This is a genomic window from Haloarchaeobius sp. FL176 (assembly GCF_024609245.1).
Lineage (GTDB): Archaea > Halobacteriota > Halobacteria > Halobacteriales > Natrialbaceae > Haloarchaeobius.
Genome location: NZ_JANJYH010000022.1, coordinates 1 through 23,374 on the forward strand (window position 1 = coordinate 1; position 23,374 = coordinate 23,374).

At 55.0% G+C, this 23,374-nt stretch carries 22 protein-coding genes and 1 pseudogene; 16 read left to right on the top strand and 7 right to left on the bottom strand.

Translation table 11 applies throughout. The features are described 5' to 3' along the window. Nucleotides 1–342: 342 nt before the first annotated feature. From NO978_RS19520 to NO978_RS19565, 10 genes are all read left to right on the top strand, one after another. Entirely contained in the window at nucleotides 343–1,332 is a 990-nt protein-coding gene (locus NO978_RS19520) for a hypothetical protein (protein WP_257301198.1), read from the top strand. 41 nt (nucleotides 1,333–1,373) lie between these two features. Beyond that, nucleotides 1,374–1,571 (top strand): antitoxin VapB family protein, encoded by a 198-nt coding sequence (locus NO978_RS19525; protein ID WP_257301199.1) that lies wholly within the window; start codon nucleotides 1,374–1,376, stop codon nucleotides 1,569–1,571. Further along, nucleotides 1,568–1,966, top strand: a complete 399-nt coding sequence (locus NO978_RS19530; RefSeq protein ID WP_257301200.1) for a PIN domain-containing protein — start codon at nucleotides 1,568–1,570, stop codon at nucleotides 1,964–1,966. Before NO978_RS19525 ends, NO978_RS19530 begins: the two co-directional genes overlap by 4 nt. A gap of 569 nt (nucleotides 1,967–2,535) precedes the next feature. Beyond that, entirely contained in the window at nucleotides 2,536–3,204 is a 669-nt protein-coding gene (locus NO978_RS19535) for a hypothetical protein (RefSeq protein ID WP_257301201.1), read from the top strand. 46 nt (nucleotides 3,205–3,250) lie between these two features. Beyond that, nucleotides 3,251–4,021 carry a hypothetical protein gene (locus NO978_RS19540; protein ID WP_257301202.1) on the top strand — a complete coding sequence of 257 codons (771 nt, stop codon included), beginning with the start codon at nucleotides 3,251–3,253 and terminating at the stop codon, nucleotides 4,019–4,021. A 203-nt stretch (nucleotides 4,022–4,224) separates the two neighbouring features. Continuing rightward, nucleotides 4,225–4,941, top strand: a complete 717-nt coding sequence (locus tag NO978_RS19545) for a UPF0175 family protein (RefSeq protein ID WP_257301203.1) — start codon at nucleotides 4,225–4,227, stop codon at nucleotides 4,939–4,941. Nucleotides 4,942–5,125: 184 nt separating this feature from the next. Beyond that, a complete protein-coding gene (locus NO978_RS19550; RefSeq protein ID WP_257301204.1) occupies nucleotides 5,126–5,419 on the top strand; it encodes a hypothetical protein in 294 nt (97 codons plus the stop codon). A gap of 745 nt (nucleotides 5,420–6,164) precedes the next feature. Further along, nucleotides 6,165–6,467 (top strand): ribbon-helix-helix domain-containing protein, encoded by a 303-nt coding sequence (locus NO978_RS19555; protein WP_257301205.1) that lies wholly within the window; start codon nucleotides 6,165–6,167, stop codon nucleotides 6,465–6,467. Then, nucleotides 6,464–6,988: a PIN domain-containing protein gene (locus NO978_RS19560; protein ID WP_257301206.1), complete on the top strand. Its 525-nt coding sequence runs from the start codon at nucleotides 6,464–6,466 to the stop codon at nucleotides 6,986–6,988. Before NO978_RS19555 ends, NO978_RS19560 begins: the two co-directional genes overlap by 4 nt. A gap of 52 nt (nucleotides 6,989–7,040) precedes the next feature. Beyond that, nucleotides 7,041–8,306, top strand: a complete 1,266-nt coding sequence (locus NO978_RS19565) for a transposase (protein ID WP_257301207.1) — start codon at nucleotides 7,041–7,043, stop codon at nucleotides 8,304–8,306. 246 nt (nucleotides 8,307–8,552) lie between these two features. Here NO978_RS19565 and NO978_RS19570 read toward each other — a convergent pair whose 3' ends face one another. Together NO978_RS19570 and NO978_RS19575 are read right to left on the bottom strand one after the other, a co-directional pair. Beyond that, nucleotides 8,553–9,503 carry an ArsR family transcriptional regulator gene (locus NO978_RS19570; RefSeq protein WP_257301208.1) on the bottom strand — a complete coding sequence of 317 codons (951 nt, stop codon included), beginning with the start codon at nucleotides 9,501–9,503 and terminating at the stop codon, nucleotides 8,553–8,555. Between the two features lie 61 nt (nucleotides 9,504–9,564). Beyond that, entirely contained in the window at nucleotides 9,565–10,215 is a 651-nt protein-coding gene (locus NO978_RS19575; protein WP_369684173.1) for a nucleotidyltransferase domain-containing protein, read from the bottom strand. A gap of 892 nt (nucleotides 10,216–11,107) precedes the next feature. On the opposite strand from NO978_RS19575, the gene NO978_RS19580 reads away from it, so the two are divergent. Both NO978_RS19580 and NO978_RS19585 read left to right on the top strand, forming a co-directional pair. Continuing rightward, the gene (locus tag NO978_RS19580) at nucleotides 11,108–11,608 is read left to right on the top strand and encodes a hypothetical protein (RefSeq protein WP_257301210.1); all 501 of its coding nucleotides are present in this window, start codon (nucleotides 11,108–11,110) and stop codon (nucleotides 11,606–11,608) included. Between the two features lie 996 nt (nucleotides 11,609–12,604). Further along, nucleotides 12,605–12,868: a hypothetical protein gene (locus tag NO978_RS19585; RefSeq protein ID WP_257301211.1), complete on the top strand. Its 264-nt coding sequence runs from the start codon at nucleotides 12,605–12,607 to the stop codon at nucleotides 12,866–12,868. A 118-nt stretch (nucleotides 12,869–12,986) separates the two neighbouring features. Here NO978_RS19585 and NO978_RS19590 read toward each other — a convergent pair whose 3' ends face one another. The 4 genes from NO978_RS19590 to NO978_RS19605 form a co-directional block, all read right to left on the bottom strand. Further along, nucleotides 12,987–13,808: an IS5 family transposase gene (locus tag NO978_RS19590; protein ID WP_257301212.1), complete on the bottom strand. Its 822-nt coding sequence runs from the start codon at nucleotides 13,806–13,808 to the stop codon at nucleotides 12,987–12,989. Between the two features lie 176 nt (nucleotides 13,809–13,984). Further along, nucleotides 13,985–14,614 (bottom strand): cupin domain-containing protein, encoded by a 630-nt coding sequence (locus tag NO978_RS19595; RefSeq protein ID WP_257301213.1) that lies wholly within the window; start codon nucleotides 14,612–14,614, stop codon nucleotides 13,985–13,987. A 1,334-nt stretch (nucleotides 14,615–15,948) separates the two neighbouring features. Next, nucleotides 15,949–16,392, bottom strand: coding sequence for a hypothetical protein (locus tag NO978_RS19600; RefSeq protein WP_257301214.1), 444 nt, complete (start codon nucleotides 16,390–16,392; stop codon nucleotides 15,949–15,951). Continuing rightward, the gene (locus NO978_RS19605) at nucleotides 16,389–17,225 is read right to left on the bottom strand and encodes a ParA family protein (protein ID WP_257301215.1); all 837 of its coding nucleotides are present in this window, start codon (nucleotides 17,223–17,225) and stop codon (nucleotides 16,389–16,391) included. The genes NO978_RS19600 and NO978_RS19605 overlap by 4 nt, the downstream gene beginning before the upstream one ends. 166 nt (nucleotides 17,226–17,391) lie before the next feature. Between NO978_RS19605 and NO978_RS19610 the strand changes: the two genes are divergently transcribed. Continuing rightward, nucleotides 17,392–18,282: a hypothetical protein gene (locus NO978_RS19610; protein WP_257301216.1), complete on the top strand. Its 891-nt coding sequence runs from the start codon at nucleotides 17,392–17,394 to the stop codon at nucleotides 18,280–18,282. A gap of 187 nt (nucleotides 18,283–18,469) precedes the next feature. Beyond that, nucleotides 18,470–19,657, top strand: a complete 1,188-nt coding sequence (locus tag NO978_RS19615) for a site-specific integrase (RefSeq protein ID WP_257301217.1) — start codon at nucleotides 18,470–18,472, stop codon at nucleotides 19,655–19,657. A 42-nt stretch (nucleotides 19,658–19,699) separates the two neighbouring features. Here NO978_RS19615 and NO978_RS19620 read toward each other — a convergent pair whose 3' ends face one another. After that, on the bottom strand, nucleotides 19,700–21,079 hold the full coding sequence (locus NO978_RS19620) for an ATP-binding protein (protein ID WP_257301218.1): 1,380 nt from the start codon (nucleotides 21,077–21,079) through the stop codon (nucleotides 19,700–19,702). A gap of 637 nt (nucleotides 21,080–21,716) precedes the next feature. Here NO978_RS19620 and NO978_RS20105 point away from each other — a divergent pair. Both NO978_RS20105 and NO978_RS19630 read left to right on the top strand, forming a co-directional pair. Then, nucleotides 21,717–22,826, top strand: coding sequence for a site-specific integrase (locus NO978_RS20105; protein ID WP_257301219.1), 1,110 nt, complete (start codon nucleotides 21,717–21,719; stop codon nucleotides 22,824–22,826). Nucleotides 22,827–22,849: 23 nt separating this feature from the next. Further along, nucleotides 22,850–23,236, top strand: a pseudogene (locus NO978_RS19630) (transposase); the annotation flags it as partial. Nucleotides 23,237–23,374 lie beyond the last annotated feature (138 nt).

Sequence of the window (23,374 nt, forward strand, 5' to 3'; positions counted from 1 at the left end):
GCTGGCGACGTGGCGCCAGCAGGGACGCAATCCATACGAAGAGCTTCGTCGAGTCGTCAGCAGCAATGATATGATCTCACGGGCTCACGCTGTGCCGGCTGTCGAGACCTCGGGGTAAACACATACAACACTTGAAACGAGGTGTGTCCCTGGTCGGAGAACACTTGAAACGAGGTGTGTCCCTGGTCGGAGAACACTTGAAACGAGGTGTGTCCCTGGTCGGAGAACACTTGAAACGAGGTGTGTGGGGGCGCAGTGGTGGCGTGAGTGTGGTGGTTGTGATCGTGTGCGTGGTGGAGCGCGACTGGACAGATTCTGGAGTGGAAACGGAGGGGTGTGTGGATGACTGTCATTCAGCAGGTGTTGTTCGAGATGGACGGGTCGTACCTCGGACACCCGTATTTCGTGACGGGGCACGCGTTGTTCAATGCGATTGCGCAGCGTGTTGACGAGCGGACGCGACGGGCGTTGCACGTCAGTCACGGCGTGTTCGTCCCTGGAGAGTACGGCGAGTACCCGGACGCGTATTCGGAGTCGGGGTATGCGGGGAAGCTCGGGCGGTCGTTGCCGCCGGTCGAGGCGTACGATGATTTGTTCGTGTTCCGTGACGCAGCTCACCGGTGGCTGCTTGATTCGCGGCCGCGAGATGCGCATAACACGCATGACGTGGAGCGTCACGGTGACCGGGTGGCGTTCGCGCCGACGTGTTTCTTCGGGCGACCCCCGGAAACGAGGAATTCGAAGCGGTCAGTGCAGTGGTTCGTCCACTGCTACCTGCACACGGGTCGTGGCACGGACGACGTCCTGCCGGTCTCGGAAGACGTGCTTGATGGGATTCGGGTTGGCGGGGCGCGGAACTACGGGCTCGGCGAGTTGTCGCTGGCGGACTCGCAGGTCATTGATCTCGATGCGCTTGACTACGGGCGACTCACGGACGGAGAGTCGGGCGCGTATGTGCTTGAGCTCGTGTCACCGTACGTCCTGTCGAGTGAGTTCCCAGGTGCGGATGACCAGTCGGTGCCGTGGTGGTGGGACGCGAGTACAGAGACGGAGTCGCTGACGGTCGAGGCTGGGTCGGGGTCAGGACTGGTTGCGACGGATGGGCGGCGTGACGATGGGTTGCGTCGCCGGGAAACCCGACTCGTGGACGGTGGCGATGCGTATCGCGTTGAGACGGTTGATCACGGGCAGGTAGTCGGGTATGCCGGAAGTGAGCCGGTGACGACGGCGCAAAACGGTGTGATGCGCGTCGGGTCGCATGCGAAGTATGGGTTCGGTGAGTTCCGCGTCCGGCGAGTGGTCGAAGAACGGGCTGAACTCGCCGGTCTGTGACCGGCGTAACTTAGTTAGTCCTGTATGCAGTCTGTATACACATGAGCACGTCCATCCGAGTCTCCGACGACACGAAGGAGATGCTGGAGCGGTTGAAACGGGAAGACGAGACGTTTGACGAACTGTTAGAACGCCTCGCACAGAACGAGAAACCCATCAACATCGGTGTGTGGAGCGAAGAGCAGGCCGACCACGCACGAGAAGCCGTAGAGCGTTCTCGGGAGAGCTTCGAACGGTGACGTTCCTCGATTCCTCCGTCATCATCGACATGCTCGAAGGAGTGCCGGAGGTTGTCGAGTACGTCGAAGACCGCTCTCAGCCCTATCTCACGTCCTCGGTGTGTGTCTTCGAAGTGGTCAACGGGCGGGTTGGTTCGGGAGAGACGGATGTCGTCGGTGTTCGACAGGAGTTCGGCGGCGTTCACTCAATCGACTTGAACGAGCAGATCGCCATGGAGGCGGCCCGGCTGCAAGATCAGCTGATGGACGACGGAGAACGGATGGCTGCCCGTGATCTTCTCATCGCGGCGACCGCGCGGTCTACCGGGAGCGAACTTATTGTTGCGGATACCGACTTCGAAACCCGCCTTCTTACCGACCTCATGGACGTCACGAACCTTCGGATGGAAGACTAACACCGGGACTTGCTCTCGCTGTTCCTCGGTGCGGATTCGATTACTGTACAGCATTACAGCAACCAGTACGTCCCCTGTGCGGATTGCTCATTAAAGAGCCATACAGACGGTTTGGAAACGGTTCTATGACATCTTGGAGAGCAGTTGGGATTGTTGCGGCAGTAAGGCTCGATGAATACCTGGACTGGATATTCCGGTGTGGACTGCGTCTCGCAATAGTTGCTAACTTATGACTATTTCTGGCCACAGGTCAACCCAGATATTTATATAGATTCGGGTATGTGGCATCTGAAGCTGCCGTTAAATGCTATCTGGGGAAGAAGAGGGCAAACAAATAAAAAACATCAATTTCCAAATAGTTTATGTAGGCGAGGCCGATAACACAGATCACCGTGGTAGCAATCAACAAACGCGACTCATGGATGATGACGGGAACCAATGAGACGAATATCTAGCCGGCACCAGAACGCAGAGAAGACCCGCGATCGCTGCACTGCCACTCCACGTACTGTACGCGCCGGACACCAGTCCTGTCGCACTGAATCCACACGGAATCCAGGGAGTGACCGATGGGAACACTAGAGCTCGTGGCGTTCGATATCGAGACGACTGGGTTCAACGTGACTGATAAGGTGACCGCCATCGGGTTTGCGATGCCGATAGGTGTGCGTGCGTTCGTCCAGACTGGAGGGGTAACTGCACCTGATGTCGAACAAGCGGTGCAGGGGCGTGTTGAGCAGCACGTACAGGTGTCAGTACACGCATCGAAGGCAGCGTTGTTGGACGCGGTTGGCGTGTTCGCGCGAGAACGATTACACGGTGAAGACGTGTTGCTGGTCGCGTTCAATGGCGAGCGGTGGAAGGACGGGTTCGACTTGCCGTTTCTGCGGACGCGACTGGCAGCGACGGACGTGGAGTGGCCGTTGCGCGACATGCCGTACGCGGATCTGCTCCCAGTGGTAACGCGGCGGTTCAACGTGACCGTTGACGGTGAGGATCAGTCAACGTTGCCGGGGGCGTACGAGGTGCTCGTTGACGGGGATCTCAACGACCGGGATCCGTTCGATGACAGCGCTGCGGCGGTCACGGCGTTCGCAGAGGGGCAGTACGCTGACCTCGTGACGCACAATGTTGTTGACGTGCTGCGAACTGGAGAACTGGGAGCAGTGACGCGGCGGTACTGCTCGAAATCAGATTATTCGTTGAAATCACTAACACCGACGATTCACGACACATGACACAACAGACCACCCGAAAACAGGAGAACCAACAGGTGAGTGACGTATGAGTGGCTTCGAGATTTGGGGTGATGTTGACCGGTATCGGTCTGCGGGTGAGGAGTCACCTGAGCATCTGTGGGGAAAACTAGAGTTAGATCGGCGACGGGAAGATGAACGGAAGCCGTGGTTTCAGGGAGAGTACCGGTTCGAAAAGAAGGTTGCTGACCGGGTCCCGGATTGTTTCGTACACGGTGACGGGGTGAATCGGTGGATCGAGATCGTCGCTGGGTCTGATCAGTCGTACCGGGCGAAGACGCGGGAAGCGTTACGGCTGGGGTTTGTGGTACACTGGGTGTTCCACACTGACAATCGTGAGCAGATGCGTGACGCTCGGGCGGCGCTCGAACCGGAACTTGAGGGTCCGGTCCGGTTCGGTGAGTACGACCCGTGGAACGGTCTGTTAGCGGTGGGTGATCCGGTAACGTTCAAGAATTACGAGTTCCCGGTGGAGTCGATGCAGGAGTTCGAACCGCGGTCGCTGCTCGGGTATCGGCGCGGTGCGGCGCATATTGCCCGGCGAGAGAATTCGTATGACCTTGGGATGTTTGACCTGGCTGGGTGTCAACGCCGGATTTTCACCGACTACCCGCAGGGAAAGTACTTCCGCGCCGTTGCCCCCGGGCGAGATTTCGACACGGCAACGTTCGGATTCCCCACGGAAGACGGGCTTGAACGCCTTGTTGACGACGGGAAGGTCACGCGGCTCGGACCAGTTCGACGGCGAGACGCTGAGGAGTGGACCAGTATCTCGGTAGAACGCGGCACTCACTACTAGGGCACATTTCAAGCGTGGACGTAGCGGATTTCTAGCTCGGGTAGATAGCCGAAGATTCTATACGCTTTTGCGTCGGATATAGATACAAGAGATCAGAGACTATGGCAAATGCACAGCCTGGCGGGGATGTTTCTCAGCGTGGGCCGGCGGAGTATCTGGATCCGTTAGCTCCCCTTGCGTCTCAGTTCCAGCAAGTCAAGTCGATGATGGAACTCGTTTTTGACGACTACGAAGAGTTCCTCCGGAACCTCAATGAGGATATCCTCGCATTGCCTCCTGAAGAGCGCTTCACTCGGAGTCACGAAGTGCTTCGAGAGCATGTCAAAGAACGATTCGGTAGTACTGATGCGTTCGCTGCGGTTCTCCCGGAATCAGATCCTGAAAAGTTGCCTGCATTTCTTCAGCAGGTTTTCGATAAGATTCTGACTGACGTTCTCGAAGGTGTCTTCTTCCAGCGGGATCCGGAAGACCATCTTGTCCTCGCAGCACTGTTCCAGACTCTGGACTACGGCGTGCAACGGTTGAGCGAGACTGGCGACCAGGAGACCAAGAACAGGGTTGCATCGATCATGCTTGCTATGCTGAGCAGACTTCAGCATATCCTTGATGATTCGCCTGAGTCGCTGCCTGACGAAGCGATCTGGGACACTGCCTACGGTCTGCACTACCTCACCGTTGATGACAGTGGGCCTGAGTTCCCGGATCCAGGGGAGTTGGAATTTGCTGAGGTACAACGGCACGTTATCGAGTTTGGTGCCGTGATCGCGTATGCTCGATTGAACATTTCACTCAGCCGCGGTGCGGAGTTAGCCGGGATCTCCCCTAGAGAGTTCCGAGTCACCCTTGACCGGTATGATGTTGAACCGCGATTCGGCCCGAACTCGGTGGAAGAACTGTACGAAGACGATATGAATGAGTGAGTCAGGGCTGGTTCTGGACAATAGTATCCTGTCTGCGTTGCTTACGTCTGGTTGGTTCGATGCCCCTTCGTTCTACAGGCCTGACCAACCAGTACTGATCCCTGATCGCGTTTGGAACGGTGAATTCACTCCATATCACGACGTTGAGAGTCCACCAGCGTGGGCGACTGTACGACGGGCGGATTTGGAAGCAGTACAGACGCAGGCGTTAGGGCAGTTAAGTAAACCTGACTGGTCGTGTATTGCAGTAGCTGATCAGGCCGACGGAGACCCGACAGTCGTAACAAACGACCGAGCACTCCGAGAAGTTGCACTCCGCCGTGATCTCAACGCGGAGTGGGGAACCCATTTCCTAATCCGGACGTTCAAAGCGTGTGGAATCACCGTGCCCGACTTTGCGGAAGGCATCGATACGTATCTTGCAGATGTCACGCTGCCAGCGGAGGTAGTGACCGAGGTGCGAAACACGGAGAAATAATCGCTTCTGAGAATAACTGGCGTGTCATACATAGTGAGAAGTTCTATGCGGAGGTTGTAATGAGGTGTGTATGTCCCTGTCGGTGGCTGGTGATGACTGGGCTATCGTGGATCACTAGTGAGAGGTGTCCATAGATGAGCGGCAGGTTGTTCATGTGGGTCAAGCGCCTAGGCGTGCCGTCGAGAAGTTGTTCACGGCAGCGGTCTGATCGTCGAGTGAATATTCCCGTCGAATATGCGGGAACAGCGGTGTCGATCGAGGTGCAAACCGGAGATGGGATCTCGGATTGTTCGACCTGGCAGGCAGTCACCGCCGGGTGATCGCTATGACCCGTGATGGTCGGCGTTTCAAGTCACTGGCATCAGGTCAGCCAGATGAAGACGCTGTCTGAGACTTCCCAACGAAAGACGGGGTCAAAGCAGTAATCGAGAACGGGCGGGTCACACGGCTCGGGCCAGTCGGGCAACCCGGTGATTAGGCCTCTCGATAGGTAGATCGTCAGGCTCATACAAGAGAACCGAGGACAGCATCCGTCCTGCGGGAGGCACTTGCTGTGTGCGATCAAGCACTCGACATCGGGACGACGGATGGGACAAAAGGTGGGTTTGAGGGACGGAAAAAGCGGCTCCGCAAGAAGATGAACGATTGATCGAACCAGTCATGAAGAACTTCCTGCCCAGTAGCGGGTGTGGAAGGGTGACTGGCGACACGCCTATATGATTGTACATACAACGTACGTACAACGATGAGCACGAAGCGAGTGAATTTCCGGCTTCCGGAGGAACTGATCGTTCAAGCGGATGTCGCTGCGGAAGTCACGCATAAGAACCGGACTGAGATCCTGATCGAGGCGCTACGGCAGTATCTTGAAGAGAAGGAGTCTGACGAAAGCTTCCGGGAGGCAGTCGTGGAACTGTATCTCGACGATCAGATCAAGTTTGAGAAACTCGCGGAAGTCATCGGTCGGCAGGATGCCGAGTCAGTGCGTGCGTCAAAGCACGTACTAGATCGGGGCGAGGAACTCGCTGACGATCTCGCAGAGCTGTGACTGTCGTTGTCGATACGAGTGCGCTCATTTCACTCGCTGTCGGTGATGTGCTCGATCAGACGTTGGCAGCGTTCGACGTCGTCACGACGCCGACGGTTATTGAGGAACTCGAAGAGACGGCTGAGTACGATGATCGACACGGAACAGCGGCGACCACCGTACTCCGACGGACAGATGCACTAACGGTGCAGGACGCTGACGGCGCGCCGTTCGAAACGAGCCGTGTCGATATCGGAGAAGCGAGTTGCGTCGCCGCCGCCCGCGATGTTGACGCCGCGTTCCTCGTTACGGACGATTATAGAGCACTCCCCGAACTACAGGGCCTGGTCGATGCGGAGGTGGCAGTGTCACCGATCGTGCTCCGAGCGCTCGTCAAGCGCGACGCGATCAGTTCCGAGAGTGCGGAAACAGCGTTCGAAGCGATCGCTGCCGGGCGAGACTGGCTTGACGCGCCGATCTACAGGCGGTTCAAGGCGAGTGCCTCTGGGCTTGACCCCGGGGGTGAAGCCGACAACGCCTAACCTATCAACTCTAATCAGTATCTTTACAACACCGTAGTCTGTCGATTAGTGTATGGAGAAGTCGCTCACGAAGACACTCGTCTTCCAACTCCAACCCGAAAAAGAGCGACGTCTGTCCGACGCATACCACGAAGCTCGATGGGTGTACAACCAGACCATCCAGTTAGCGAAAGACGGAATGGACTGGGACGACATTTCAACTCGGCTTGAAGACGACGCTAACCTCGTGAAGAATACCACGCAACGAATCGTCGCCAAAGCACTCGACGCGCTCGAACAATCCTACGACCGCGACGATTACAACACGCCCAGCCACGAGAAGACAGGGCCATACCCATTGCGGATGAACTTCACCGAGGGCTACAACCTCACCCTCGAAGACGACGGGATTCACTACCGAATCAGTGCCAAGCCCTACAACCCAGTAAAGGGCACACTTCGTGGTTCACCAGATAACCTTGAACTCCTACAACAAGCCCTCGGAAGTGACGAGTGGCGTGTAGGAACCGCTGAAGCGATGAATCGCAACGGCAACCACGAACTCCACATTACCGTCACTCACCTCGAAACTACAGTTCGAGACAAACACGATGTTCGAACTGTTGTGGGAGTGGACATCAACGAGGACTGCGTAGCCCTTTCAGCCCTTCGTGAAGACGACATCGTTGACTCTGTTGTGATAGACTACCCTGAAATCAAGCAAGAGCGTCATCGGTACTTCACGATGCGAAAGCGGATGCAGAATGCTGGGCAAACAGCGTTCGACCAAGTGTTCGAGGACAAGGAAGAACGGTATGTCCACGACCAGCTCCACCAAGTCTCCCGGCGAATCGTGGAGTGGGTTCAGCAATTCGAGTCGCCGCTCGTTGTGTTTGAAGACCTCAAGCACATGCGAGACTCAATTGATTACGGCACTCGGATGAACCGTCGGTTGCACTCACTACCGTTCCACAAACTCCGCTCGTTCGTCGCGTACAAAGCGGCATTCGAGGGGATTCCAAGCGACGACATCGACCCGGCTTACACTAGTCAGACGTGTTCTTTTAGTGGGTGTGAGCATACGGCTCGGTCGAATCGCCGGAAGAAACGGTTCAAGTGCAACGCGTGTGGTCGGCAAGACCACGCTGACCGAAACGCGGCAGTGAATATTGCGAAGAAAGGGTTGGAGTCGCTGAATCGAAATGTGCCTGCTCTCAACACGCTTCCGACTGTTCGGAAACTGCGACGGCAGGCATCGGGGGCCGTGAACGCCCCGACCGTGACCCACCCGACCGTTCGAGGTTATCAGACCGATGGCCGAGTGGGAGTGTCCGATTAACCCACGGGAAGCCTCGGGGCTTGACCCCGAGGCGGTTCACCGGTACGCGCGCCGACTGTTCGACGAGCCGTGAGAAGTGACGTTCCGAGTACGGTTTCTGGCCGATCCAACGGACTCTGATCTTTGAGTCCGTGAACCGTCATCGGAGGCCCTCCTAACAGGTACACGTCAACTGGTTCTGAGAGCTATCCGTCAAACTCAGCGAGAAACTCCGTGATCGCTTCTCCGGCAGTAAAGACGGTCATGTCAGGCGACCTTGTATTGGTCTTTCAACGCGGCGTATTCTTGACTGTTCGGAATACTTGGGCCCCTATCGTCTGTGGCATCGAGGTCGCCTTTGATGAATCGGTACATTTGTTCAATTTCGTCCTCGATGCCGTACCACATTGCGGTCTCAATCAACTCGGCTTCGCTGATCTGTTCCTGTTCGATGAGAAGCATCGCGTAACTCACTCGTCGTGACCCCGCCTCCAGAACGAGTGTGTGACAGACGAGATCTGCAGGAGTGAGTTGGTCATCTGGCGCGTACCAGAATGCTGGCTCCCCTGCAAGGAAGAATTGCAGGTCATACGTGTGGAATGCTGCTAACCCAGTCATGTCCCACGCGGGAGCGTGTTGGAGTGCGTCTGTGTCGTCTGCGGTTTGCACCTGGACGAGTGCGCGCGTCGGGTCGCACCACTCTATCGTGGCACTTGGAGCGAGTGTTCGAACCCGGGTTCGGTGTTCGTGTGTGACGACCTCCTGAGCGAAGTCACGTAACGGCTGGAGCTCGTCGGAGAGGGCGTATTCTGGCCCGGATGGAGCTAGCATCGCCCGGTTCTTGAGTGGTCCCAAGGCTTTGTGAACGGCTTGTCGCGTGATTCCGAGTCGGGCAGCGATTGCCGTGATACGGCGGGGTTCATCAAGGTACCAGCAGACGCGAATCGTTGCTGGTGAGAGGAGTTCTGACCAGTCTACGTGGCTGAGCTTTGATGTGAGGTGCCGATACGCTTCGACTACGGGGTCATCAGTTGCACGCACGAGGCGTTGATTGTGATGCTGTCGAGACTCGTCTACCAAGTTTGCTTCGAGTAAGTCGTCAACGACGCGGTAAATCTGCTTCCGGCTGTGCCCGGTTTCTGCTGCGAGTTCCTTCGCAGTTGCGCCCTGTTGGGAACACAGGACATCAAGTATTTTGAGAGCCGTGCCCGAGAGCATCTTTGTAAACTATATTGTCTGAACACATAAATTGGTTGGGACAGTTTAGTTTACAAATCCTCTACGCATTGAGGTCACCGTCGAACACCATCTCTCGAACAGTCTCGAATTTCTCTGAGTCGTAGACGACGAGGCCATCGCCGAGTACGTCGTGGAGCTCGTCAGTGTAGTTCGGGACAGCTGGCAGCGATTCGATGTCGATTTCGTATGCGTACCGGCCGGTGTCAAATTCCTGGTCTTCGAGGTCTTGTCGAACGCGGTTCGCGGTTCGCTGATTCGTCATCCGGTCGTTTTCAACGAGGACCCACAGGTCGATGTCACTCCGGCGGTCAGCGTCGCCGCGCGCGACACTCCCGTACAGAATAATTCCGACAACGTCGTCGAGTTGTTCGACTAGCTTATCGACGGCTGAACGGACTGGCGTGTGGAATTCGCCCTGCGGGATGTGCAGAATTGGATCGTCTGGCCGGGATAATCGCTCGGGATTGATTTGCACCAACCGTGCGTTTCCCTCGCGTCGGTCGGTGACGAGGTCGTTGGCGGCTAAGATATTGACGGCCTTGGTGATGGTCGGCTGGGAGTAATCTACTGCGTCAGCCAGTTCGGTGATGGAGAACTCGTTGGTGTGATACCGGCTTAAAAAGGAGAGAATATCGTGTACGGCCTGACTTTTGAATATATCCGCGTCCTGTGCGGGAATATCAAGCGATATCGTCACTCCGTTTCCCCGTCAGTATTCGAGTCGATTTTCATACGAAACCATTCAGACGGCCAAGTACTTAAACTTCATATAGAAAACTGCGCTCTGCTTATACGGTCAGGGGTGAGGGTAGGCAATCGCGTCCGTGTCTTCTGCGATGAACCATGTTCACAAACGAGGCATTGTTCGTCAACGAGTTTATCGTGAGTCTTGACCACGTTTGACCGGCACTCGCGGTACGATTTCTCGTCAGCGACGACAGCGTTCGGCGCATACCTAGTGCGTGCTTGGATGTCGTCGAAACAAGCGCTTCGGGAGAGGTGCGGGGCAATCCGGTCGAGAATTTCTATCGATGCGCGAAGATTAGGAGATTTCAACTGCGATGGCGTCACGTCTGCTTCTTCACTCCATTTTTGGGCGCAGTGGTCTACGGAGACTTTCAGCCGTGGGCACTGCCATCGGTGATATGGTCGTACTGTGAGTCGTTCCCGACTGTTCTCAATCGGCGTGTCGTTTTCGGATCTCCCTGCGTTTCAATGAGGTTCGATGAGTGCCCCTCAGCTGCAGCTCATCCGCGGCGTTGGACGCGTTGATAGTTGCTGCGAGTGCGCGCGCGGCGGCTTGCGACCCGGCGATTTTGCGTGGCGGATGAGGGCGTCTCTGGATTACGAAGAATTCGTTGCATCGTGGAGCGAAGTATTGGGAGTGTTGCGTTGAATGGGTGAGTCGAAATCCAGCGGGAGACCCAGTGTGTGGACGACTTCCCGACCGGGTTGCTGAGAGCACGAGGGTTTATCCCTGCGTGCTGGGTTCGCCTGTTCAGCATGATATTCGAAAGAGAACAAATTCAGAAAGGGGAACAGGACAGCCCCATCAACGCGATTGTAGTCGTCGGGGTGGGAAAATGAACGCTGCTGCAAGATATGTGGAGGCATCGGAGACAGAGTCCCCACTGCGCAAGTATGTTGCAGATCATGGGCAAGGCGTGTCGCAAAGCGAGCTCGAACATGCGACGGTGGCTGGTCGGCCGATAACCCTCTCACACGACGTGGATACTGGCGATCAGGACCTCATCGCGGACGGGATCCGAGCGACTGACCCGGCCGAAAAGTCGTGTTTCAATAATTCACTCGGGATGTGGGAGTACGATAGTCGATTTGCGTACGTCGAAGGATTCGCAGTGATGGGTGACCTCGACGTTGGTGGGATTGAGCACGCGTGGTGTCTACTCGACGGGGAGCATCTCGTTGATCCGACGACAGCATCGTTTGACTATTATTACGGTGTCGTCATCGACGATCCGGAGATCCTCCACCGGTATGCCGAAGAGTACCCTCACGAAGGGATTCTCGGTAATCACAAGAACCGATATGCGTTCCTTCGACAGCAAGGGTACGTCGATTAATCCAGGAACGCTGGACAGGATTTTCACAGCGATGTCATCGGTGGCCACCTGTCCTTAGTCAGATTCGCTGAGAGACCGTGTCGATAGACTGCCACAGAGGGGATAATAGAACAGTTCACAAGGAGTTATTTCAGAAATGAAAGAGAGGAATATATTGATCAGGCTCTGTTGAAATCCTATTGTTCCAACAGCTGTTCCACCGAAATAGCCGTTAGGTAGGTGTGCGAATTTCCCACTCTGCATCCGGCAATTACTAAATATGAACGGGAAAACTGACTTCATATGCCCTCTCGACGGTCGCTTATACAGACCGCTGGTGCCACGGCAGGAGGTGCGTTTGCCGGATGTACGTCGCTTAGCCGGGGCGTCGATGGATACGTGCAACTGAAATCAGTCCAAGGGCGGCACAGTGAAAACGGAGAGCAGTTTGAGGAGTCCATTATTAGGGTCACTCTGAGCTCGCCACCCGGCGCAGATTCGCCCGAACTGACGTTCCTCAGCGACGAATGGAACGACCGCTTCGACACGCCACACGAACCGACGGTTTCTGATAGCCTCCACGCCGACTTGAGCCAAGACTATGACAGCGTCAGATTCGTGATTGGTGTCTGAAACCCGGAATGGGGCAACAACGAGGAGGCGGTGGGGTGCTACAACGTTTCAACGACCCGTGAAAATTTCAACAGTGTCCAAGTCCATGACCGTGTGAGAGCGTCATCCGACGGGACGTATCTCTCCATCCATTCAGTCGATGGAAAATGGACATTCCAGCCAGAGTGAACGAAAGACGCATCCGCTCGCAGTATCACGCCGAGTCGGTACCTACCGCGTATCTATCAGTAGACTCGTTCTGAATGTAGAGGGCGATTTCAGATCTACTTTGATTGTGCCTATCGAGGCATTTGGGTGCGGACGTGACGAACATGGTGCACGTGGCAGAATCGACAGGAGGTCGCGCCACCCAAGACACTTACAACGGTAGCCGGAAGTTCCAACATGGATTTCCGTCGCGCTGCCGGACTCGCGTTCAGTTATGGGCTTCTGGTGATCGCCTTACTCGCCGCCGTGAACGCCCTCCGAGTCATGGTGCTCGTTCTTTTTGGGTCAATCCAGGTCAGGGCGGCAGTAATCGTCGTGATGGCAAATCTCGGGGCAGCACTCGTTGTCGGGACCGGCGGCTACGTCGCCCGCCAGCGGGTTCGCGGCACCGGTGCCGGCTACGGAGCAGATCTCGACTGGGGGCGCGTTCTCGGTCCCTGAGTCGATTCAGTCGTCAATAGATTCCCGGAGGTAGTGCGTGTAGATGTCCGAACCTCACCCCCATCTGTAGCAGTGCTGTATCCCCTGTAACGACCAATTCGTGCCCTCCATCTAACATTCAGACTGACTTGTCGATGTTGTGTGTGAGACAGCCGATAACGAGTTCGCGGAACTGCTTCCACCAGCGCCGTGAGCGGACGAACGCGCCGTACTTTCGTTTGAGGCGAGAATTTACGGTCTCGTTCTGACTACGCTGACCGTAGAGGTCGGCGTCCAGTCGAGCGTTCCACACCTTGTGGAGTGACGAGAACTCGCGGTATTTGATGGGCGGTCGAACACCAGTTTCACGGGCTAACGCCCGAATCTTCTGGTCGTCGTATCCCTTATCACCAAGAAGAACCGCTACCTCTCCGGTGTTTCGCTTGATGAGCGATGGCGCGATCTTTGAGTCGTGTTTTCGGGTCGTCGTTACGTGGAGGTCGAGAATCGCGTTTGCTCTCGTGTCTACGAGGAGCGTGACTTTCAGCTGCTGAATCGTTAACTTCGTTCGCTTCGTGTAGTGTTTCGAGGCGTGACTCCGGTCAAAGCCAGAAGCATCGATACCGACGACACCGTTGGTCGGGAGGAGTGTGGCCGAGAGATTGAGCAGGACACGCCAGACAGCCATATCGAGTCGATTGAACGCTTTGCAGAGGGTTGATGGCGACGGGAGTTCCTCAAGGTTGATGGCGCTCCGAATCCGGGGCATCTCGATGAGTTCGTCGAGAAGCGTTCGGTACGTCGTATTCTTCCGCACCTTGAGGCACAGCAGGACGATGTGTTGGTGGAGTGTGTACCGGCGTTTCGAGAACTTCGAGGAGTACCGAGCGACAGCTCTTCGAGCCAAGTGATACGCCTGCTCAACAAACCGGAGTAACCGCGACTTCGGGAGGGCCTGCATTCGGTCACACTACCGGGCGAACCTGTAACCCTCTGAGGATTTCAACAGAGCCATTGATCAGTATATTCTGCGAGTGCAACAGTGCTCTTGAAAAGGGTCAGTTCTCAAACTGGCGGGTCATCCAGTTAATTGATCCCACGAATTTACCGTAGATTCGGCTGTTCGACGTGGGTCTCCTAGAACGAATCATCGAGGTATTTTGGATAGATCGCTTGGTGGCCTGCCAGCCGAGCGATCGGAGCCAACACCGTGGCCAGGGCCTTCTGGAGGATCGGTGGCGGCGAGGTGAAGACCGTGTCATCGGCTAACTCCGGAACCATCGTCATCAGATGGAGAAAGGTGGGGTCGCCGTTCTCACCGACCTTGCCCTTATGCGCGAGCCCGAACATGGTCTTGACGACCTCTTCGATCTGGGCGGGCGGTCGAGCCTCGCCGAGGCTCGTCGCCAATGAGTCTGATTCGTGCCGATAGGTGTAGGGAGTACCAGGAGGGACGGTGAGTTCATTGCCAGCAGTGAGCGTTCGCCGCTCACCATCGACGATAAATACGTACTCGCCTTCCAGGACCTCGAATCGTTCCTCGTATGTGGGGTGATAGTACTCCGGTGGCCCCGCGTTTCCAGGTGGAAAGAATTCCAGGGCTTGGCCATACTCCCCATCGACCTCCTCGGACCGCACGAGTATGCAGAAGTACTCCACCGTGACGGGATTCGAAATGATCGGCCCCGACCGTTCGGCCAGGAGTTCCGTCGTGTCGCCGTCGATACTCGCAAGCCCCGACAGCACGACGATGAACACGAGGTGCATCGAAAGCCCACCGTAGTACCAGTCTTCGGCTAACTGTTTTTCCAGTGTGAAGTTGAACCACTGGTAGTCGCCAGCCAGAGAAACGGCACAGCGATCAGGAATGTCAGTCCGGTCAGCGGATACTGCGGGTCGTACTGTCGAATCGAGCTGAGGGCAGCCCGCGCCGGGTGGAGCCAGACGAATAGCCCGACCAGAGTGAGCGCGACGACGAACAGCCCGCCAGCCACGAGTGGGTCTGTCAAGACAGTCAATCCTAGCTTAGGTCACGAGAGAATTCAGATCGATCCGCCACGACATAGGGAGAACCCTAAGCAACACTCCTCACGGAGTAGTGATAATCAGGTCCACAAACTGACACAAAGCGCAAGCCATCCTCACTCATGGCGCGTGAAAGAGTGACGCCCAACGGCGCAAGTACTCAGGCTCCCGGGGGGTAAATCCCCCGCCCTACCCTCTATATCAACCAGCATCTTCGGACGAAAACGGGCGGTATAGACCCGCGCCAAACACCGATCACCGGATTAAATCACTTGGCGCGGGTTCTAAAGCGCTTAGAACCCGCGCTCCCCAAACCGGTGTGAAACAGCCGGTCACCGATTCTACTCAAAATTACATTGGTATCTGTAATGGCCTACTGAAAACCACCATGATGCAACGAGACGATTTCAATGTCAAATCGGGTGTATCGGTGGATACCGGGGCCAGAGCCAACGGCTACCCAAATTGTCTCAGATCTGCTAATTGAAATCTGTAATGTAGAACAAAAAACCCACACACAGCGCGCAGATATTTTGCAATGTAAATATTCGACGGATAGACGAAAACTCGGCACAAGTAAGAATCGCCATCGCAACCCGAAATTCGGATCTTTGTTCACGAGAATCAAACAATTACAGACCCGTCACTATTTAGATAAGAATGGATGATTAGTGTAATTGATATTCTCAATGCCTCTCCAGAAATCAGGATACAGCGATCACCGCATTGGTAATGTACTTCTTCAATGTGGCATTGGAAATCACGCTACTGAAGTGTTAATGTAAATCTTCTACGGTAGTTGCTGAAACTCATCGTCAAACCCATCAGATGAGCTATGGTAAATCCACCCTGAGACGCCCAATTTACCACCTAATTCACCCGCTTGAGAAACATACTATATTTGGTAATATCGCCGGGTGGCCGGGATTCATCGGAAAAAATTCCACCCTCACACTATAAAAAATGTCTAAATTTTTCTCTTAATAGTACTATAATATTACGGCTAAGGTCGAATATAGTCAAAATGTACATCAGGATGGTCTGTTCAAACTAATCGATCTGCAGAACGTATTGATCTACTCTTCTCGGTATCGATATCCCCATCCTCGAAGTTCGTCAGCTAGTTCATCAACGTGGTTTGCACCGACACGGATGAGGGCTTCACGGATATCGGTCAGGTAAACATCAGTCCCAAGTTCCTGTTCAACAGCACGTTTGACATCGGATTCCAGGTTCATCGTTTCGTCACGCAAGAAATATTGAACCATCTGCCGGTCAGTTTTGACTGTGTTTCGTCCGAAAATATACGGTAAATCTTCATCCCCAGTGTTATCTTCTGACTCGGAGGTCACTGAATGATCTGATGGTGAGTCTCCAGCTGCCTCCGATTCGGTATCTGAGCTGTCCTGTGGTGTCGTCTCTTGAGTGGCTACGTCACTAGTCTCCGGGGACTCTTTTTCGTTGTCGGAGTCGTCACCAAATGGATCGCTTCCTGCCCCTGATTTCATGCTGTCCGTCATTGATCTCCTACCTCCTGGATATGGGCCGCAAGGTCACGTATCTTGTCCAGTGTGTCTACTTCGTAGTCACGCCGTCTTCCACGATGGTATCCCACGTAGTAGAACGCCGTACATCGTTTGTCCCAGCAGCCCTCAAACAGCGATGACCGGTCGCGTAACACAATCGGAGCGTGGTAGCCGAGTTCTCGAATCTGTTCGAGATACTGTTCCTGATTCGTCGTCCGGCCGACGCCGTTCGGCACGATCGCAAGCACCCCGATATCAATCTCCAACGCAGTCTCAAGGTTCACGACCATGTCCTGAATCCCTTCGACTGACTGGATTCCCTTCCCCGTTGGTTCAACAGGGAGGACGAGCGACCGTGTCGCTGACACGGCATTATACAGGTGTGGTCCTGCTGTCGCTGGCGGATCAATGATGACCGTATCGTATTTCTCGGGGATGTTCGCCTCCGCTAGAACGTGTCGCAGGCGGTCGTTTGGATCGAACGGTTCTTCCAAATCTGCAGCCATCTCTTCGGCCTTCGTCAAGAGGCTCGACAGGCTTTCAAGCATGTTATGCGAGGGAACGATGTCGAAATTAAACGGCGTCTCGTGAATGAGATCCGCGAAGTTGCCTTTCGGCCGATCGATAAGGTGGCGAGCGATGTTGTCAGCTTCCCCGTTGTCACGAGGGGCAGAGATTCCCAGTAGGTATGTCAAGGAACCCTGTTGGGGGTCTAGGTCAATGACTAGTACGTCGCGTCCTTGCTGGGCGTGAGCGTCTGCGAGGTTCGCGGCGAGGGTGCTTTTCCCGACGCCCCCAGCCTCAGAGTACGTCGTGTACGTGAGCATATATACACAGAAGTTATGCTTACGTAAAAAGTTAATTAGACTAAGTAGTTAGACTAACTAGTTATACTAAACTATTATACCAATCATAGAGTGAATAACGCCATCATATATTGGTTCCTGATACCGACGCGAACGCTATTGTTTCTTGACTAGATAGTTCGACGAGATGAGCACGTACGTTCCATCTTATCTTAGGCCATTGAGTCAGATCCGGACAGGTAATCAGTCGCGGGTTGAGGAAAAAGCGGATGAAGTTCAAACGATCCACTACGGTGGGAGTAACTTGGAATTTCGACAGATCGAGTCATTCGATCTGTGGGTCAACAAGCAAGCCTATCACGGTCAGGAAGTGGTCACTAGTGACCGTGAGATCCGTGTAGAGCAATCTGTAGACCACCCGGGCCGTCACTGGTGGATTGTTTCCGAGAACTTCTTACAAACGCTAGAGCCGCCTCTCAGAAGTCACGCAGACATCTTCGATTTGTTGATTGCGCTTAATTTGTGTACGGATGACCCAGTGTTCTTTTCTCAAAGTCCCGGTCAAGTGGTCTCGGGAGCATATGCCTCAAAGAGGGGTGCACTGGAGTCCCAGTCTCGCCTCTCCATAGGCAACTTTGCGACTTCGCTACTCGGAGTGAACGAGATTCCAGAGGAAGTTGAGATTGTCGGGAGCGTTGTTCCCGTGTATCGAGACGTCCGGGAGTACCGCTCAAAACGGATCGAATCAGACACAGAAGCCGATATCCGTGTTGCGCTACACATGTACGACGACGCATTGTCGTCGGATCTCTGGACTGCCGCTGCGAACTTCTACTACGTCTGCGAGAACACGCTCTCTCCCGGACGCTACGAAAAGGACCAGGTGATAGCCGAGTGCACCGGAATGAACGTGGAGGACGCTGAGGCGTGGCGCGAGATGGTCAACCGAGTGAAACACCCGGATAACGGAGATGCCGAAGGGATACTCGACCGAGACGATCTGGCAATTCCACGGTTATGGCAGATGCGAAGTGCTGCGAATTCCGCCCTCAAACAAACTCTGGAGAAGAATCGATGAATGGAGTCTCACCAATGTACTCAGCGAGCGTCGCAGAATGCTCTATTAGATTCTGTTGTCGGCAGTGTCCTGATGTCTGATAACATCATATTCGGATGACAGCGTGATCGGCCACTGGGCTGACCATTGAATTCAACGTGGCAAAAAATTCGCCCGTTCCGCAATCTAAAGCCTGGTCGGTGTGCCAATGACAAAGAACGCCGACAGTCAAATTGAGACGCTTCGAGAGAAAATCCGAAACGACGACCGAAAGCTGGACGAAGCAAATCGTGATGCACTGCTGGAGTTCAGTAACGAACTCTTCCTTATTCCCAGTCAAGTCGGGGATCAACGGCATCTCAAGCTTCTCCGACATAATGTGAGGATGGCAGAACATGCTGGTAGTCCGGTAGACGCGCTCGAAAATGAGGATGCAGCGAAAGAGATTGTCCGGTGGATTCACCGTACATACGACAATGCAGAGACCAACCGAGATTACCGCGTCGCGCTGAAGCAGTTCGGACGGCGCGTCACTGACCAGAACGGAGACGATCCACCCGAGTCGATGGAGTGGATTCCGTCGAACACCCCGAGTACGTACGACCCAGCGCCTGAACCCAGTAATATGCTTCAGTGGAAGGAGGACGTGCTCCCACTGATCAAAGCGACCCGAAACCCTCGTGATGCAGCACTCATCGCGGTTGGGTGGGATGCAGGTGCCCGCTCCGGTGAACTTCGTGCTCTCACGGTCGGTGATGTTACGGACTACGAGCACGGGTACCAGATCACAGTACAGGGAAAGATGGGGCAGCGGACAGTTCCCCTTATTCCGAGTGTCCCATTTCTCCAGCGGTGGCTCGCTGCCCATCCAAGCGATGATCCTGTGGCACCTCTCTGGAGCAAATTGACCAAGCCAGAGGCTCCGAGTTATAATGCACTTCGAACGGCCGTGAAGGATGCTGCTGACCGAGCTGGAGTGGATAAACCGGTCACATTTACGAACCTCCGCAAATCCAGTGCGTCTCACTTGGCTTCTCGCGGCCTGAATCAAGCCCACATCGAAGATCATCATGGCTGGACTCGCGGAAGCGACGTTGCTTCACGATACGTGTCGGTGTTTGCAGACGATACGGGTCGAGAAGTCGCTCGTGTCCACGGCTTAGAAATCGATGAGGAAGATGAACCAGATGCCACGGCTCCAGTTGAATGTCCGCGGTGTCATCAACAAACACCACGAGAGATGAATCACTGTCTCCACTGCCGACAGACGATTAATAAAGAGGCGGCCCTTCAGCGGGAACAGACTTGTGAGTGGTGTGGAACCTCAATCTCATCCTACACTGACCATATTCCGAACTGCACCGACATCGAGGTGCAGCAGGAAGAACCGCAGTGACCCACGACTAACCGGCGAACTCACTGGAAGTCCTCCTATTCACTATGTGGTGTCAGTAGTGACCAGATCGGACAGCTCGAAGAGGAGCACGTCATCACGCGTGTCGGCGACGCGTTCGAGATCGTCGGTGTACCCGGAGCGGCTAAACAAGACGTACAGTGTCTCCCCGTTTGCTGGCTCTTCTGACCACCGTACTTCAGCCGTTGTTCGTTCAAGATCCGCGAGAACACCTTCACTCACGGGGTGTGACGTGAACTTACACTCGCCGGCGACGAGGCCGTCGCCGGTGAGGCCGAGGACATCCAGTTCGTGTTCTTTGAACCACCACTGCCCGACGTCACGGAATTGCCGGTCAATGAGCTTCGGGAGTGCTTGCTGGCAGAGGCGTTCGAACAGCGGGCTCACGTAATCTGCCAGGTCGGGTGCGACGAGTTCGCCGTACGCGCCATCGCCGAGCATGTGTAACTGATCCTGATTGCCGTAGACGAATCGGAACCAGAACCGGAACAGCGGCGCGGCGATGCGATACCGACCGCGTTTCGAGGCTGTCGGCGATTCAGTCACGGGGATGTGGCGCTCGACGAGGCGGAGCCGACGGAGTTTTTGAAGGTACGTGCTGAGCGATCCCGAATCCACGCCGGCCATACCTGCGATCTCGTTTGGAGTACGTCGCCCGTGAGCGAGCGCGCGGAGGATGCTGAAGTACGTGTTCGGCTGTCGGAGTTCGGTGCGGAGCAGGAACTCGGGTTCGGAGTACAAGAGCCCGCGCTCTGAGAGGATTGCCTGCTGGACGTTCGTTCCGAGCGACTGGTCCGGGTCGATAGTCTGGAGGTAGTAGGGAGTACCGCCGTAAATCGACCACGTCGTGATGGCTGTCTCCGGATCGTACTCTGGGAAAAACTGGCGTGCGTCGGGTACATCGAGGGGCTTGAGGTCGATCGTTGCCGTCCGCCGACCGTACAGCGGTGCGCTTCCGGAGAGCACCTTGTCCTCCATGACGCTAATCGAAGAGCCGACGAGGATGAGCGTCACCCCTGTCTCTTGCAGTTCCATGTCCCAGACGCGTTGGAGCCGCGAGGGGAGGGATTCGTCTTCTTCGATGAGGAACGGGAACTCGTCGATGACGACGATTGCGTCTTGATCGCCGAGCGCTTCCAGAAGTACCTCCCAGTCCCGGCGAACGTTCCGCAACATGGGGAACTCCGCGGTGGCCGTATCGACGAACTGTTCAAGCTGGTTCTGAGCAGTCGATTCAACCGCTTGGTAGTACACCGCGTCATCCCGATCCGCGATGGACTGGCGGACGAGCTCGCTCTTCCCGAGACGACGGCGACCGTAGATAACAACGAAGTCTGCCGTCCCGGACTCATAGCAGTCTGTGAGTTGATCGAGCTCGGCATCCCGATCAACGAATTGCTCCATACCCCTAGTAGCTTCCCCCCGCAAATAGAACCCTCGATTTTGGAAACTACGATTTCGGAAATTTGGATTTCTTAACCTGATGTAGTTGTCGTCGTAGAGACGCTTGAGGCGGCCAAAGCGGTCCATCAGTGGGTGTCGGGCGGCAATTTGAGGTCCTGCGGGGAGTATCCCACGTGGGATTTTCGACCAGTACGCTCAGGGCCAGCATGCTTGCCGCTGGTTCGTCTTGCGCCCGTCATCGAACAAGCACGACGATACCTCCGAGCTGTAGAATAATACCGTGCCCGAACACCAGTTCTACAGGTTCCATTTCATTTCTCAGCACGTTGAGCACCACTACAGTTCCAGAGACGACCTGTGATCAGACGAATAATGCGGAGACTCTGATGTTCGAAGTGCCAGAGACCCCCGCGCTTCCGGTGATCACACACTAACCACAGCCAACAGCAGTTCGCAACCTCTCTGAGGACGAGGGTTTATACCGGCCTGTTTATTTTAATTCTGCGAACCGATCAATGCACAGTCGGAACACGGACTCAACGCTCCCCGATCTGGGAGGTATATCCCTCATTCAAACCAGTTCGGTTGCAACAACTCCTCCACCATATCGGTGGACCACCGCTGGGAGGTGGTGCTAGTGAGCAAGTCCCAAACCGGAGGGAAGTACTCCCATCTTCTAGACGCACTTAACCCTCGCCAGCGCAAGCTCTTCGAGGATAAAATTAGCCTATTCCAGGACTACCTCCGAACCGAAGCGAAAGACCCCATAAAGGGTACTGGGTACCCCGAAGGCTCTATTCCATCTCGACTTTCTCGTGTGCTCACTATTGTAGAGTGGACCTGGGATAATGAGGGGCCATCCACCTCGATAACTCCGGAACAGGCTGACAGAGCATTAGAAGCCCTGAAAAAGGATAACCTCACCCGTGATGATGGGGATCCCTATTATGGGGGTAGCAAGCGAAAAATCAGCGACGCCCTCGAAAACTGGTTCGCCTTTGAAAGTGAGGATTGGGAACCAAAGGTCTCATTCAATGGGAGCGGCCCGCAAGATAATGCGGCTCCATTCACCTCGGAGGAAGCCCAACTGCTCTGGGAGACATCACTTGACTACAAATCGATTCCCGCGTATAACAATCTCTCGCCGGACGAACGCCGCCGCTGGAAACGCTACATCTCGCAGTCACTTGGAAAACCGATGGACGACGTCGTACCTGCCGACTGGGATCGGGTGAATCAGGACTGGAAGGTTCCCTCAATCGTTGGCTGCTCGAAATGCGCTGGCTTCCGCCCAGCACTGATTGGCAGGATGCGAGTGGACTGGTATTATCCAGAGGAACGGAAAATCGTAATTCCGGGTGAATTCGCGGTGAAAAACAACGAAGAGTGGGAACAGACGATCAACCAGGACGCAGCGATAGCGCTTGATAACTGGATCGAACAGCGAGCGAATATGGAGAAATACGACGGTCGGTCGGAGATGTGGCTCACCCGAAAAGCGAATCCCTACAGTTCGAACTCACTCAACTATCTCCTCAATGACCTCATTGAGGAAGCTGGAATTACTCCACGCGGACGGAAGCTAGTGTGGTACTCGTTCAGACATTACGTTGGAACGTATCTCTATGACGAGTACCAGGATCTGAAACTCGTGGCCGACAAGTTGCGTCAGAAGAGCACCCGCAGTGCTGCCCGGTACGTCCATCCCACGGATGAGCTGAAGCAGGAAGCAGCCGAACTCCTGTAAGAACACTATAAATTGTCCGACCGCCCTCATCCTCAAAGCTGTGCAAAACTTTCGACCAACTAAATATGGCAGTATAGGGTGTTCTGCTTAACCTCTCAATCTCGCTTCTCCCGACAACTGATATTGTTAGGATCAACGCGTCAGGATTTGACCCGAGTCACACTTCGGGACGCTACACGAAACGAATGAAGGTGACCATCCACCATTTGAAGATCGTACTTCTGGTAGACACGAGAGTGAATGCTGTAATCAATTCACACGGAACGACAACACGAAAACACGACTCCCAGATCGCTCCGTCGCTCATAGAGCGGAATACCGGTGATGCCGCTGTTCTCCTCGGTGACACTGGATATCATGACCAGAAAGTTCGTTCATTAGCCCGTGATTCGGATATTCCGCCGGTCATCAACACAGAGAGTCATCCGTCTTTAGTTAAGCCTCACACCTCGGTTGTGTAGCGGTAGCGAGCGTCTCTTGTAAGATTGGTCGTCGCTTGTGGATCTTTTGAGCGTCTTCGATCAGCCGGTCGAGCAGCGGCGGTGGTG